Origin of the sequence: Chthoniobacter flavus Ellin428, from assembly GCF_000173075.1 — a bacterium.
GTDB lineage: Bacteria > Verrucomicrobiota > Verrucomicrobiia > Chthoniobacterales > Chthoniobacteraceae > Chthoniobacter > Chthoniobacter flavus.
Genome location: NZ_ABVL01000006.1, coordinates 167,999 through 181,855 on the forward strand (window position 1 = coordinate 167,999; position 13,857 = coordinate 181,855).

At 60.0% G+C, this 13,857-nt stretch carries 11 protein-coding genes; 5 read left to right on the forward strand and 6 right to left on the reverse strand.

Translation table 11 applies throughout. The annotated features are described in order from the left end of the window. Window positions 1–68: 68 nt before the first annotated feature. The 5 genes from CFE428DRAFT_RS37245 to CFE428DRAFT_RS12190 all read right to left on the reverse strand — a co-directional run bounded on the left by CFE428DRAFT_RS37245 (window position 69) and on the right by CFE428DRAFT_RS12190 (window position 4,891). Window positions 69–341: a hypothetical protein gene (locus CFE428DRAFT_RS37245; protein ID WP_006979840.1), complete on the reverse strand. Its 273-nt coding sequence runs from the start codon at window positions 339–341 to the stop codon at window positions 69–71. 480 nt (window positions 342–821) lie between these two features. Then, a complete protein-coding gene (locus tag CFE428DRAFT_RS12175) occupies window positions 822–1,553 on the reverse strand; it encodes an amino acid ABC transporter ATP-binding protein (RefSeq protein WP_006979841.1) in 732 nt (243 codons plus the stop codon). Next, complete coding sequence (locus CFE428DRAFT_RS12180) at window positions 1,550–2,293, reverse strand: amino acid ABC transporter permease (protein ID WP_006979842.1); 744 nt, start codon at window positions 2,291–2,293, stop codon at window positions 1,550–1,552. Before CFE428DRAFT_RS12180 ends, CFE428DRAFT_RS12175 begins: the two co-directional genes overlap by 4 nt. Before the next feature lie 154 nt (window positions 2,294–2,447). After that, complete coding sequence (locus CFE428DRAFT_RS12185; RefSeq protein WP_006979843.1) at window positions 2,448–4,079, reverse strand: DUF885 domain-containing protein; 1,632 nt, start codon at window positions 4,077–4,079, stop codon at window positions 2,448–2,450. After that, entirely contained in the window at window positions 4,076–4,891 is an 816-nt protein-coding gene (locus tag CFE428DRAFT_RS12190) for a hypothetical protein (RefSeq protein WP_006979844.1), read from the reverse strand. The genes CFE428DRAFT_RS12185 and CFE428DRAFT_RS12190 overlap by 4 nt, the downstream gene beginning before the upstream one ends. 163 nt (window positions 4,892–5,054) lie before the next feature. On the opposite strand from CFE428DRAFT_RS12190, the gene CFE428DRAFT_RS12195 reads away from it, so the two are divergent. The 4 genes from CFE428DRAFT_RS12195 (at window position 5,055) to CFE428DRAFT_RS12210 (ending at window position 12,769) form a co-directional block, all read left to right on the forward strand. Further along, the gene (locus CFE428DRAFT_RS12195; protein ID WP_006979845.1) at window positions 5,055–6,560 is read left to right on the forward strand and encodes a glycosyltransferase; all 1,506 of its coding nucleotides are present in this window, start codon (window positions 5,055–5,057) and stop codon (window positions 6,558–6,560) included. Window positions 6,561–7,618: 1,058 nt separating this feature from the next. Further along, complete coding sequence (locus tag CFE428DRAFT_RS12200) at window positions 7,619–8,221, forward strand: L,D-transpeptidase (RefSeq protein ID WP_006979847.1); 603 nt, start codon at window positions 7,619–7,621, stop codon at window positions 8,219–8,221. 651 nt (window positions 8,222–8,872) lie between these two features. Further along, window positions 8,873–12,004 carry a vitamin B12-dependent ribonucleotide reductase gene (locus tag CFE428DRAFT_RS12205; RefSeq protein WP_006979848.1) on the forward strand — a complete coding sequence of 1,044 codons (3,132 nt, stop codon included), beginning with the start codon at window positions 8,873–8,875 and terminating at the stop codon, window positions 12,002–12,004. Between the two features lie 393 nt (window positions 12,005–12,397). After that, window positions 12,398–12,769: a VOC family protein gene (locus tag CFE428DRAFT_RS12210; protein WP_006979849.1), complete on the forward strand. Its 372-nt coding sequence runs from the start codon at window positions 12,398–12,400 to the stop codon at window positions 12,767–12,769. A gap of 42 nt (window positions 12,770–12,811) precedes the next feature. Here the strand turns inward: CFE428DRAFT_RS12210 and CFE428DRAFT_RS12215 are convergent, their stop codons facing one another. Further along, a complete protein-coding gene (locus CFE428DRAFT_RS12215; protein WP_131989429.1) occupies window positions 12,812–13,036 on the reverse strand; it encodes a hypothetical protein in 225 nt (74 codons plus the stop codon). Window positions 13,037–13,229: 193 nt separating this feature from the next. Between CFE428DRAFT_RS12215 and CFE428DRAFT_RS12220 the strand changes: the two genes are divergently transcribed. Beyond that, window positions 13,230–13,616 (forward strand): hypothetical protein, encoded by a 387-nt coding sequence (locus CFE428DRAFT_RS12220; protein ID WP_006979851.1) that lies wholly within the window; start codon window positions 13,230–13,232, stop codon window positions 13,614–13,616. Window positions 13,617–13,857: the final 241 nt, after the last annotated feature.

Here is a 13,857-nt window from a genome sequence, read left to right on the forward strand (position 1 = left end):
GAGAAAAGGATGAAGGCGGAAGGATGAAGGATGAAAAACCGCGCAGCGCACTGCTCTTCATCCCTTTCTTACACCCCCGCCGTGCTACTCTTGCTCGCGGTGTCGGCGACCAACCCAGCCTTGTCGGTGTGACGATACGCGCTGTTCCTGGCGTAGGAATAGAGCGGGACGTATTCATTGGCGCCGGCGCGGTCGGCGGGGATGGCGTGGTTGAGCATCGTGCAATCCAGGATCCACCACTGGCCTTCGTGCTCCCATAGGAGCCACGCGTGGCTGACGTGCGAACCGCGCTCCAGTTTGCCGATAACGAAGCGGACGTTCTGGTCTTTGAGCTGGTCCATGAGCCAGAGCGCCTTGTCCTTGCAATCGCCGCAATGACGGGCGGCGGTTTCCTGGGGGCGGCCGGGACATAGGGTTCGGCATGGGCGTAGCGGAAGGCGCGGCCTTCGCGCATCAGCGCATTCACGCGATCCAGCGTGGCGCCTTCGCCGTGGGTGTTGTTGAGGACCTGCTTCACCGGGGTGAGGAAACGGTCGTAGGGAGTGGCCGCGTGCCGCGGTGCCGAGGTCGACCGCCGCGCTGGCGGAAAGTTTGGCGGTGAGGAAGAGAGCAGCGAGGGCGAGGAACTTTTTCGAACGGGCGGAGCGGGAAGCGAAATTTTTCATACCCCGCTGTTGAGAAGCCGCGCGGGGTTGTGACGCGGGGAACGAAAGATTTTTGAAAAATCTCGGAGGGAAGCGCTCCCGCGCGCTCCCATTTCTCATTCCGTCCCGCCATCGAAAGTGGGAACGCGGAGGAGCGCGTCCCTCCGCGGGGTCGGCTTAGTGCCGCAGGATGCGCGCGAGGAAATCGCGGCATTCCTGGCTCTGCGGATTGGCGAAAAGCTCCTCGGCTGGGGCGTGCTCGATGATGCGGCCCTGGGCGAGGAAGGCCACGCGGTCGGCGACGTGGCGGGCGAAGCCCATTTCGTGGGTCACGAGCAGAAAATCGCGGCCTTCGTTTTTCAGCTCCTCGATGACGTCGAGCACCTCGGCGGTCATCTCAGGATCAAGCGCGCTGGTCGGTTCATCGAAGAGCAGCAGGCGGGGCTTGATGGCGATGGCCCGGGCGATGGCCACGCGCTGTTTCTGGCCACCGCTGAGTTCGGCGGGTTTTTTGTGCGCGTGATCCGCGAGGGCGAAACGACGCAACGTTTCGCGCGCCAGTTCCGCGGCTGCGGCCGGGGCGAGGCCGTGCACCTTTTCGAGCGGCAGGGTGATATTCGTCAGCGCGGAAAGGTGCGGGAAAAGATTGTAGGCCTGAAAGACCACGCCGAGCTGGCGGCGATGGGCGCGCAAGGCGGGTTCGTTGAAGCGCAATTGCTCGCCATTGAGGGCGATGTCCCCGGAATCCGGCGCCACCAATCCGGCAATGATCCGCAAGAGCGTGGACTTGCCCCCGCCACTCGGGCCGATGAGTGCGAGGCTGCGCAATTCGCCGAAATCGACGGTCATGTCGTCGATCACACGATTGGCGTCGTAGCTCTTGTTGAGATGGCGAAGGTCCAGTCTCATGTCTCGAAGCGGGCGCGCTGCTCGAGGCGCTGGGTCCAGAGCGAGATGGGCAGGGTGAGGATGAGATACCCGAGCGCCACCGGCAGATAGATCTCGAAGGTGGTGTAGGTGATCGAGTTGGTCTGCGTGGCGGCGAGGCTGAATTCCGCGATGCCCAGGACGGAGAGCAGCGAGGAATCCTTGATGATGCTGGCGAATTGACCGGCGAGCGGCGGCAGGCTTTGCCGCAAGGCCAGCGGGAAAATGACGTAGCGGTAGGTCTGCACGCGGCTGAAGCCGAGGGAGCGCGCGGTCTCGAGTTGGGAAGCGCCGACCCCTTCGATGCCTGCGCGGAAAATTTCGCTGATGTAAGCGCCCTCGAAGAAGGAGAGGGTCAACGCCCCGGCGATCAGGCGGAGATCGCTCGAAAGCTTTTCGCCAAAAGCGTACCAGTAGATGAAGAGTTGCACGAGGAGCGGCGTGCCACGGGTGAGCTCCACGAAAATTTGCACCGCATCGCGCAGGGGCATGATCGGCGCCCGACGGGCCAGCGCCAGGAGCATGCCGATGAGGCAACTGAATGGAATGGCCAGCGCCGAGATGCCCACGGTCGTGAGCCACCCGTCCAGAAAGAGCCGCCAATAGCTCGCCGCCTGTGCCCAGTTCCAATGGTAATCGAGCAACGCAAACGCCCCCGCGCAGATCCCCGCGAGCAGCACGAACGCCGCGATGAAGCTGAGGATGCGGGTGAGGCGGGGCATGTGGGGAAGTAAGCAGTGATCAGTGATCAGTGATCAGTAATCAGTAATCAGTAATCAGTAATCAGTAAGCGCTGCGCGGTTGCCACACTGAATACTGATTACTGAATACTGATTACTGAATACTGATTACTGAATACTGATTACTGAATACTGATCACTTTTCCCCCGCCGGGCGCAGGCGCGATTGCCAGATCCAGCTCCACGGCAGCGCGCCGAAGCTGAGCATCCAGTCGTTGAATTGGCGGAGCGACCAGCCTTCGCGGCTGACGAGCTGGGCGTGCAGGCGCTCCACTTCGAGGCGGCCGAGCAGGTAGCTCATCGGCACGGTGGGCGAACTGGTGTACCAATTCACGTCGCCCTTCGCGCGGGCGGCGGTGAAACCGACGCCTTCCTGCAGGCGCTTCACCGCGCCGGCGTAGGTGAGCTTGCCGCTGTGCAGGCCGCAATCGATGACGATCCGGTGGGCGCGCCAGAGGGCGTCGTGGATCTGGGTGAGCCGCGCCTCGGGGTAGTCGACGATGCCGAGGTCGACCGATTGTTTTTCACACCACAGCGTCCAGCCTTCGTAGAAGATGGCGTGATGCATGAGCCGGCGGATTTTGCTCGGGTGCCGGTTTTGCACCACGAATTGGAGATGATGTCCCGGATAGGCCTCGTGGGCGCAGGTCAGCGCAAGGCCGAAGTGCTGGCGGATTTCCTCCGCGCGTTTTTCAGGCGTGGGCTGGTCGAGGCTGAGGTCGTTGACCCAGAAAATGCCGGTCTGGTCGGAATCAAACGCCCCCGGTTGCAAATACGCCGCGGTGGGGAACTGGTGCTTCAAATAATCCGGCACCGGCATCACGCGGCACCTCTCTTTCGGCGGGAAGGTCACGAAATCCGCATGCTGAAATTGTCCGCGCGTCTCGGTGGTCACGCGCGCGTATTCCTCCAACAAGGGCGCCTGCGGCTGCCAGCGTTTCGAGGCGTCTGCCAAAATCGCCGCCACGGACTTGCCACGGCTGAAGCGTTTCGCCTCCGCCTTGAGATCCGCGCCGAGCTTTTCCACCAGCGAATGGCCGAGCGCTTCCGCCTCATCCACGCTCAACGAGAAGCCGAGTCGCTCGCGAATGAGGAATTCGAAATTCTCGCGCCCGATGGAAAAGCCATTGGCCGATCCTGGCGCCTTGGCTTCGGCGGCCTTCGCATAGCGCTGCAGGGCGACGATGACATCCTCAATGAGCTTCGCCGTCTTCGCGGGCTTCGGCGAGACCGCCCCAAGCTGCGCACCGACTTGCTCGAAGAAAGACTTCGCCCCGTCGCAACTTTGCCGCGCGAGCCTGGTCCAAAGCGGCACCGGCTTGCGCAGACACGCTGCGCCCTGCTCGAGAAACCGCGGCAGCGCCGCCAGCCGGGCCTCGATCGCCTCCCGCGCCGGCTTCAGATTCTCCGCGTGCCGGACGACCAGATGGAAAATTGCGTCGATTGCCGTCCCACAATGGACCTGCGGATTGATCCGCCAATGCGGAAACGAGTCCGAGAAAAAGCGTTCCGTGCGCAGCAGTGCGACCAAGCCGCGCCGGTCGAGCCAGTCATCGCCCGTGAAAGCGAAATCCGGCAGCGCCTCGATTTCCCGTAGCGTGGTCTCGACCAGCGCGAGGTATTCGAGATGCGTCGCCGCATCGTTGCCGCCGAGCAGCGCGTCGTATTCATGCAACCCGCGCTCGCTGGCTACGTGGGGAAATAGGCGATGCGTCTCGTCCAAATAACGCGACGTCAATGCGCGGAACCGCCGGATCGGGTTACTCATTCTTCGTTACTACTCACCTGCTGGTTGATGGCGCGGGCCAGATCGCGGATGTGCTTCACTTCGTCTTTGGTAACCGGCGTATCGACCGGCTTGGTCGTAATGGTTTTCACCTCGGTGAGGTTTTTCTCGATCGTCTGGGCGAGCTTCGTCTTCTTGAAAGTCGGGTTGAGCGTCGAGACGCGGTCGACGAAGTAGTCGAGCAACTCCGGTTGAATGAGCGTGCGCGCCTTTTCCACCGAATAGTCGTCCTCCACCGCCGTGCTGGTGATCTCCAGTGCGCGCAGCCAGCCGCCGAGCGCGATAAGATGCGCGACCTCCTCGTCCTTCAAACCCATCAGCGCCGATTCCACTTCGGCCTGGGTGCGGACGAGTTCCTGTTTTACCGCCGGCCACTGGGAGCGCGCCGCTTTTTCCAGGATACTTCGACTATGTTTCGTCACGTGTTCGGCCACGCCGAGACCCTTGGCCAGCCGGAGCAGCGCGCGGCCCACGGGTTCGATACGCGACTGCTTCTCGCTGGCCACGGCCAGGAAGCCATCGGCAATGACGGCGCCAGTTTCCAGCGCCAGACGGGGGCGATCCTGCGGTGTCGATTCGGGTAAATCCCGCCAGACTTTGTCGAAAGGGAAGGGCTTCAGCGTTTCGAGTTCCTGGAGCACGAGTTCGATGGACGGAGCCGTGAAACCATTCACGCCCAGTTCCTCGCGGATGTGCTCGATATCGTCTTCCGAAGGCTTCGGCGCGGCCGGCGAATACGTATTCAATAAGAGGCTGGCGGTGAGGAAAAGCAACCAGCGCACAGGGATTTGCATGGGCAGCGATAATGCCAAGATGCGCCGAGATTGCAGCAGCTAATTTAAGTGCGTCAAAGCGTCGCGGAAGCCCTTGGCCGTGCGCGATTTCCCGCTTGACCATCAGAAGGCACCGGCCATGATTCCGCCCTTAATTCGGCCGGAAACGGCTCACAAATCCACTATGCCAGGAAGCTTGGGAAATACAATTTGGACTATCTGCTATTTCGTCGTCCTTTTCGGCCTGTCTCTTTACGGCCTGCATCGCTACGTCATCGTCTATCTTTTTCTGAAGAATCGCAATAAGCCACCGCAACCGAAGGCCACTTTTGACAAGTTGCCCAAGGTCACGGTCCAATTGCCGATCTTTAACGAGATGTACGTAGTAGAGCGATTGCTGAAATCGGTCGCCGCACTCGACTACCCGCGCGAGCTCCTTCAGGTGCAAGTGCTGGACGATTCCACCGACGAAACCACGAAGATCGCCGCCGAACGGGTGACCGAACTGAAGGCTGCGGGGCTCGATATCGAGCTGGTGCATCGCACCGACCGCACCGGGTTCAAAGCCGGCGCCCTCGAGGCCGGCATGAAGTCGGCCACCGGCGAGTTCGTTCTCATCCTCGATGCGGATTTCGTGCCCGCTCCGGACATGCTCCGCAAGACCATCCACTTCTTCACCGACCCGAAGATTGGCATGATCCAGACCCGCTGGGGCCACCTGAACCGCACTTACTCGCTCCTCACGCGTGTTCAGGCCATGTTCCTCGACGGCCATCTCCTGCTCGAGCAGACCGCCCGCTCCCGCGCTGGACGGTTCTTCAATTTCAACGGCACCGCCGGTCTTTGGCGGCGCTCGTGTGTGTCCGACGCCGGCGGCTGGCAGCACGATACCCTTACCGAGGATCTCGACCTCAGCTACCGCGCGCAGCTCAAGGGCTGGCGTTTTATCTTCCTGCCGAATCTCGTCACGCCGGCGGAATTGCCGGTGGACATGAATGGCTTCAAGTCGCAGCAGCATCGCTGGACGAAGGGTTCGATCCAGACTTGCATCAAGCTGCTCCCCGCCGTGTGGAAGGCGAAGCTCCCGCTGCTGGTAAAATTCGAGGCGACGGCCCACCTCACGTCGAACTACGCCTACCTGCTGCTCTTTTTTCTCTGCATCCTCATGCATCCGGCGACGGGCGATGGCAGCCATCATCCGTGGCAGATTTGGCTGGTCGATATCCCGATCTACCTGTCGGCTTCGTTGCCGGCGGCGGTCTTCTATATCTGCGCGCAGCGCGAGCTGTATCCGAAATCGTGGATCAAGGAGATCATCCTGCTCCCGATGGTGCTGGCGCTCGGCATCGGCCTGGCGATCAACAACACCCGGGCGGTCCTCGAAGCGATGTTTGGGCATCAGTCCGAGTTCACCCGCACGCCGAAGTACGGTATCCAGAGCCGCACGCAATCGTGGAAAAAGGCGCGTTATGTGCCGATGAAGACGATGCTGCCGTTCATCGAACTCGCGTTTGCCATTTACTTCAGCTACCTGCTCGGCTTCGCCGTGGCCCACGGCCAATGGTTGAACGCGGCCTTCCTCTCGCTCTTCCTCGTGGGCTTTACCTACGTGGCGCTGTGCTCGCTGGCCCAGTGGATGCCGAACCTGCGCTTCCCCGGTCGTGATACCGGCGCGCCGCTGGCGGCGTAAGCAGAGAAGGATTTTAAAACGCAGGGACCCAGCGCGGCGGAGCCGCAACCAAAGAAATTTTTAAACGCAGAGGCCGCGGAGGCGCAGAGAAGAAGTGTAGACGGGCTGGTGGAGTAAAAACCGCCAATGGACGCGAATCGGAAACGCATTCATCGTCCTCCTCTATTGGCGTCGATTGGCGTCGATTCGCGGTTAAAAAATCTACGCAGGCTGCGGACATTTTTAGGGTTAGCACTGTAGAAACGGAGAGGTAAAAGCGGGTGAGTGATGCGGCGTTTTTTGGTGATGCGCGGCCGTTTTGGGCCCGGCTGTCTTAGACGTGATGAATGTCAACGCCTCGCCATCCGGAGCTCGGTTGCAGGCGGCGATCTTCGCCGCCCGAGGAGGAGGGGAATGATACTGGATGCGGAGGACTCCCGATGCGGACAGACGGCGGCTAGGGTGGCCGCCCCACAATGACGCTCTCCGCGGTAAAGATTTAGGTCGCGTGTGATTGTCCACACCGGGACGGGCGATTGCCTGGAAAGGCCCCGAGTCGCGGAGCGACGCCCTAAAATTGGCGTTCCACGCCTTTGGTTTGTTCAGCGACGGGAAAGTTGCTGCACCCAGGCAATCAGAGCTGCTCTCAATGGAATCAAAAGCGGTGCCTGCTGCCGTGCCAGAAACGGCCTTCTGGAATCAGACGGAACAAAAATGAGATGCAATATTCTCCCTTTTGATTGTTTGTTCTCAAAAGAAAGATACATGGGCCCTCCAGAGCCCTTAGATTCTCTCTTAGGGGCTAGAAAAGAGGGCGTTGGTGATGCCCCTCTGGCCAGAGAGGCTCTTTCGGACCTCACTTGCGGGCGTGGTGGAGGTGTCGCCGATGGGCTGCGTCGCAAGTTCGATACGCCGTTTCGCAGTTGAAAAACCCGCGAAGATCGCGGCATTTCCAGAGTAAATGTGAGCTTTTTCATTCCAAAGGAAGGGACCGGGTGTCGTGTAGTGTCTCTCACTAATGAGATCTACATAGTTCTCCCCTTTGGGACGTGGTACGTGCGGTGCTAAAGAGTTACACCATGAAACCACGCCGCTGCTTTAGCATCCTGACCACATTGGCCATTCTTTGCCTGAGCCGTGTTGTGGCGATGGCGACGACGCCTGAGATCATCATCAGCGTGCCGGATCAACAGATGGTGATTATGGAAAACGGTGTCCTGGCCGCTCATTACCCGATTTCGACCTCCAAGTTTGGCCTCGGCGACCAGCCCAGCAGCTACGCCACGCCACTTGGCTTGCTCGAAGTCGCCGCCAAGGTCGGCGACGGCGCGCCGATGGGCGCGGTCTTCAAGGGACAGCATATGACCGGTGAGATCATCCCGCCAAATGCCCCCGGCCGCGATCCCATCGTGACGCGCATCCTGCATCTGCGGGGCATGGAGGCTGGGAACGCCCGTGCGTACGACCGCGGCATCTACATCCACGGCACGCCCGAGGAGGCCAGGATCGGCCGCCCGGCGAGCTACGGGTGCATTCGCATGCGATCGAAGGACGTGGTGCGGGTTTTCGACGCGGTGCCGGTCGGGACGAAGATCACGATCGTGAATAGCCCGCTGCGCCACGCTCTCGCGGAATACGCCGTGCAGCACGTGAGCCAGAGCCGGCACGTGGCAGCGAACTGAGTGGACGGGGATCTCCGGGCAACCGGGATAGGAGGAATAGGAAGAATGGGAGTAATAGGAGCGATAGGCGTCCTATGCCTCTCCCATTCCTCCTATTTGTGGAGGGGCGGCGGACTTCGTCCGGGCAGCGCTGGCAGGGCGATCCAGCGTCAGCGGAAGTATCGGACGCGCAGGAGCGCATCCCTCCGTGGTCGCCAGAATGCCCGTTTTGCGGCCGTTTTTTACGGAGTAGTATGTATGCGTATGAGTTAAAATGGGCCAAAACGGTCGACTCGCGGCTACATCCGTGTCCGGCAACCCCTGACAAAATCATCGTTTCCGGGCGATGTGGTCTGCGAAGCTTGGAAAAAGGCTCTTTCCCGGCCTACGTGGCCCGGAAATGCCGATTGTTACAGCGGTGCGGAGCGAGGTGATTTCTGTCAATCACGACCGACTTCTTCCCAACGGTTTTATTTTTTGCTGTACAGGCTAATTTTCTTGGCGTATACTACCGATTGTGGTGTTATGGGCGAACCTGCCCCACAGAATGTGGTTATTGACGCGAGTTCTCAAGGTATTCCCTAGGAATTCGCAACTTATTCACAAGTTGTTCGGCTCGTTTCGTTCCCCCAGTAACCCGTCACTCCACAACCGTCGAAACTCGCGTATCGTATGATTCAATTGAAATCGCCACGCCGCACCACTCCGCGCGCCGCCACGAACGGTCGCGTCCCTGTCGCCGCCACTCGTCGGCGCCCGCAAGAAGGGCTGAAGTTCGCTCGCGTCTTCAGTCAAAAAACGATCGCGCCCTTCGATGAGATCGAGTGGGAGCATCGCACCGCGGAAATCACCGACGATTCCGGCAAGGCGATCTTCAAGCAGGAGAGCGTCGAGGTGCCGAAGTCGTGGAGCGCGCTGGCCACGAAAATCGCCGTCTCGAAATATTTCTACGGCGATATCGCCAATGGCACGGACCCGTACAAGGGCGGCCGCGAATGCAGCGTGCGCCAGCTCGTGCATCGCGTCACGCGGACGATCACCGATTGCGGGATCAAGGACGGCTATTTCGCCGACCAGGAAAGCGCCGAGATTTTCTACAACGAGCTCACCTGGCTGTGTGTGAACCAGCATGGCGCCTTCAACTCGCCGGTGTGGTTCAACGTCGGCCTGTGGCACCAGTACCACACGGGCGAAGGCCGGGGTGAGGGCAACTATTTCTACAATCACAAGACCGGCCAGGCGCAGCGCGCGGCCACGCAATACGAATACCCGCAGGGCAGCGCGTGCTTCATTCAGTCTGTGGATGACAACATGGAGGACATCATGCGCCTCGCCATGTCCGAGGCCATGCTCTTCAAGTATGGCAGCGGCACGGGCAGCGATCTCTCCACTCTCCGCTCGACGCGCGAGAAGTTGAGCGGCGGCGGACGCCCGAGCGGTCCGCTCTCCTTCCTCAAGGTCTACGATCAGGTCGCGAATGTCGTGAAGTCCGGCGGCAAGACTCGCCGCGCGGCGAAGATGAACACGCTCAAGGACTGGCATCCCGACATTGAGGAATTCATCGAGGCCAAGACGAAGGAAGAGAAGAAGGCCTGGGCGCTTATCGAGCAGGGTTACGATGGCAGCTACAACGGCGACGCCTACGGCTCGATTATGTATCAAAACGAGAACCTCTCGGTGCGCGTGAGCGATGAGTTCATGAACGCCGCCGTCGAGGGCAAGGAGTGGTGGACGAAGCGGGTGACCGACGGCAAGCCGTGCGAGAAGAAGGAAGCGAAGGCGCTCCTGCGCAAGATCGCCGAGGGCACGCACCTCTGCGGCGACCCGGGCGTGCAGTTCGATACCACGATCGACAAATGGCACACCTGCAAGGGCACCGGCCGGCAGAATTCCACCAACCCGTGCTCGGAGTATCTCTTCCTCGACAACACGGCGTGCAACCTCGCTTCGCTCAACCTGCTCAAGTTCAAGAAGGCCGACGGTGGCTTCGACGTGGAGCGCTTCAAGGCGGCAGTCCGCGTCTTCATCACCGCGCAGGAAATCATCGTCGATAACGCCAGCTACCCGATCAAGGAGATCGCCGAGAACTCGCACATCTTCCGCACGCTCGGTCTCGGCTATGCGAATCTCGGCGCGCTCATCATGAGCTACGGCCTCGGTTACGATACCGATGAAGGCCGGGCGCTCGCCGGCGCCATCACGTCGATCATGACCGGCCACGCTTACGAGCAATCGGCCAAGCTGGCCAAAACGATGGGACCGTTCCCGGGTTACAAGGATACCCGCGCCAGCGGCGTGAAGAAGACGGTCGATTCGACGAACGAATCCTACATGCTCGAAGTCATCGACCTGCATCGCTCGCACGTGTCCAGGATCCAGGACAGCGATCGTTTCGGCTACCTCAAGGAGGAGGCGCAGAAGTGCTGGGACGGTGCGCTCGCGCAGGGCAAAAAGCACGGCTATCGCAATGCGCAGGTCACGGTGCTCGCGCCCACCGGCACGATCGGTTTCCTCATGGATTGCGACACCACCGGCATCGAGCCTGATATCGCGCTGGTGAAGTACAAGCTGCTCGCCGGCGGCGGCATGCTCAAGATCGTGAACCAGACGGTGAAGCCCGCGTTGCAAAACCTCGGCTACAGTTTCGCGGAGATCGAAGGCGTCGTCGCTCATATCGACAAATTCGACACGATCGAAGACGTGACCGACGAAGATGGCACGACGATTCCGAGCGGCCTCAAGCCCGAGCATCTGCCGGTGTTTGATTGCGCGTTCAAACCGCACCGCGGCTCGCGTTCGCTGCACTATCGCGGTCACATTCGCATGATGGCCGCCGCGCAGCCGTTCCTCAGCGGCGCGATTTCCAAGACGGTGAATCTGCCCGAGGAAGCCACGGTGGAAGACATCGTGAACACCTACGTCGAAGGCTGGCAGCTCGGCCTCAAGGCCATCGCCATCTATCGCGACGGCTCGAAGCGCAGCGCACCGCTCAACGTCAAGAAGACGAAGGACATGGGTACTGCGGAAGCGGTGTCCGATGTCGACGCCGTGCTGAACGACAAGCGCACCCTCGAGGCGCGGATCGTCGAACTCGAGCAGGAAGCGGCGACGTTGCGCGCGAAGTGCGATGAGCCGATTCGCCGCCGCATGCCGGAGACCCGCCTGGCGATGAACCATAAGTTCGAGATCGCCGGCCACAAGGGCTATCTCACCGTGGGCATGTTCGAGGATGGGCAGCCGGGCGAATTGTTCATCCAGATGAACAAGGAAGGCAGCACCATCGGTGGCCTCATGGATACCGTGGCCACGCTGACCAGCATCTCGCTGCAATACGGCGTGCCGCTCGAGTCGCTGGTGAAGAAGTTCGCCTATCAGCGTTTCGAGCCGTCGGGTTTCACCAAGAATCCCGATATTCGTAACGCGACTTCGATTACCGATTACATCTTCCGCTGGTTGGGCTGCCAATTCATCAAGGGTTACAAGGAAGCCACCTCGCCGAACAAAGGCCAGGTCGACCTCCCGATGCGGGAACTCGCGCAGATCGACAAGGCAGCGCTGAATCGTCCGGTGCCGGAGTTGCCGCGCGACTCGGTGGATATCATCGATGTCGTCACCAATACCAACGGCAGCGAAGGCAGCCCGCACATCAAGGCGCCGGGGAATACCCACGCCGAGCGAGTGCAGGAAGCCCTGGGCAATATGTACATGGACACGCCCTGCTCGAACTGTGGCTCCAGCAAAGTCATTCGCGCTGGCGCGTGCGGCTGCTGCACCGAATGTGGCACCTCCCAAGGCTGCTCCTGAGTTGAGGCCATTAATTTGCCTGTACAAAGACAAACAGACCCGCAAAATAACATCATGGTCGTACCCAAGAAGAAGGAACGCCCGAGCGATTCCGGCGAAGGACCCATCCTCGCAGATTAATTGATTTCCAGCGGCTTCGGCCGCTCTGCAACCAAGGAAACACGCCCGGCAGTCGGCTGCTCAATCCAGTCCGGCTGCCGGGTGTTAATTTATGGGTGGACAGGAGTGATAGGAGGAATAGGAACGATGGGATGCGGAGGCGCGAATGACTATCCCCTATAGGTCTCATTTGTCCTCTATCACTCCTCTCTGGCGCATTTTCCCGAGCGCACTATAAAGCCATCCGCAGGTCGTCTTGCGATTGCTCAAGGTTTCCCCAACTCAAATCACATCATGGAAGGCCAAACACTTTGTTGGACGGATATTCCGGTCATCGATCTCGACCGGGCGATTGCTTTTTACGCCGCGGTGCTCGGCGCACCTGTGACCAGGGAAACGGGCGGGCCGGGCGTGGAATTCGGTTTGTTGCCGCATGATGACAACACCTCCGGATGCCTCACTCTCGACGCGGGCAATCAGCCTTCGCTGAACGGTCCACTCATTTATCTTTCCGTCGATGGCCGACTGGACGCGGCCGTGGCGGCGGTGATCGCGAATGGCGGAATCGTGCAACAGCCGCCGCACCAGATCGGGCCGTACGGTTACCGCGCGGTGGTCATCGATAGTGAAGGCAATCGCATCGCCCTGCATTCGGCGACGGCGTAGCGCGGAATCGACATTCCGGCACCGTGTCGCCAGCCCGGGATCTCACTCTTTTCCGGTCACCACAAACAAGTCGCCTTTTTTATCAACCCGCCCGAAAAGCACGAGGGCGGCAAGGGTGGCTTCCACCTGTTCCGGGGTCACTCCGCTGAAGCGTTCCATCAGCATTTCCACGGATGCCTGAGCACCGCAATTGCGCAACTCCAGGGTCACAGCCTGCAGTCGACCGAGATACGTACCCGGCCACGGAATCTTGGGGTGCGCATCCATGGTCATGTGTCGACGTTTGACTACATTTGTCACAATTAGCAAGCATCTTCATCAAGCTTCAGCGATAAAATACATAGTTACCCTGATGCAATTTCCTCCCGAAAAGACGTCTGTAAAAACGCGGTGGTAGCGGCTGGGTGCCCTCGTGAAATCGGATCGACGTGACAAAAAAGCCGAAAGGCAGATCTGGTAGGTGTATGTCAATCTGAAGTGTTTTCTTAAACGCAACGTAACAACCCTCATTATTTTATTTTCAATCCGCGATAAACCTGTCCTTCTATTCTCCGTGCACACGAACCTTCCCCCGGTGTTGGTGGCGCTTTTTCTCGGCGCTGTAGTTACGCTCCACGGCCAGTCGGAAAGCCGCCTGACCTTGGAACAGAAAGCGAGTCGGCCACCGTTCCAAAGTGGCGATCAACTGGATATCCAAAGTGATGCCACCGTTTTCTCCGGCGTCACGCGCGTCACCATTTTGAGTACGACGCACTGGCCGTGGGTGAGGGTCAGATCCGAACAGGGGGAAGCGTGGCTGAATTTCGACCACGTGGTGGTCGCGAAAAACGTGGTCAGTACGAGATAGCGTACTCGCGGAAGGTCATTTTTGGGCACCGAAAGGGCCTGGGAGCGGGCCGCGATGCGCGGTGGTTCCCATTGGGAAATGAGTTTGTTTGGGTTTCCTAACATCGCCCGCGAAGCCTGATTTTATCAGGGTTTGCGGGTGTGGCGATTTTGTGGACAACGGTCGCAATTACCCCCACAAGTCAAGACTTTTGTGCGATCGCCGGGACGGCGTTTGAATGAATGCAGTTCTTCAACTGCCA

Bases quoted from the DNA above. Each gene is read 5' to 3' on its own strand.
- CFE428DRAFT_RS12205 (WP_006979848.1), top strand. From the start codon at position 8,873: ATGATTCAATTGAAATCGCCACGCCGCACCACTCCGCGCGCCGCCACG.
- CFE428DRAFT_RS12210 (WP_006979849.1), top strand. From the start codon at position 12,398: ATGGAAGGCCAAACACTTTGTTGGACGGATATTCCGGTCATCGATCTC.
- CFE428DRAFT_RS12185 (WP_006979843.1), bottom strand. From the start codon at position 4,079: ATGAGTAACCCGATCCGGCGGTTCCGCGCATTGACGTCGCGTTATTTG.
- CFE428DRAFT_RS12215 (WP_131989429.1), bottom strand. From the start codon at position 13,036: ATGGATGCGCACCCCAAGATTCCGTGGCCGGGTACGTATCTCGGTCGA.
- CFE428DRAFT_RS12175 (WP_006979841.1), bottom strand. From the start codon at position 1,553: ATGAGACTGGACCTTCGCCATCTCAACAAGAGCTACGACGCCAATCGT.
- CFE428DRAFT_RS12195 (WP_006979845.1), top strand. From the start codon at position 5,055: ATGCCAGGAAGCTTGGGAAATACAATTTGGACTATCTGCTATTTCGTC.
- CFE428DRAFT_RS12200 (WP_006979847.1), top strand. From the start codon at position 7,619: ATGAAACCACGCCGCTGCTTTAGCATCCTGACCACATTGGCCATTCTT.
- CFE428DRAFT_RS12180 (WP_006979842.1), bottom strand. From the start codon at position 2,293: ATGCCCCGCCTCACCCGCATCCTCAGCTTCATCGCGGCGTTCGTGCTG.
- CFE428DRAFT_RS12190 (WP_006979844.1), bottom strand. From the start codon at position 4,891: ATGCAAATCCCTGTGCGCTGGTTGCTTTTCCTCACCGCCAGCCTCTTA.
- CFE428DRAFT_RS37245 (WP_006979840.1), bottom strand. From the start codon at position 341: ATGGACCAGCTCAAAGACCAGAACGTCCGCTTCGTTATCGGCAAACTG.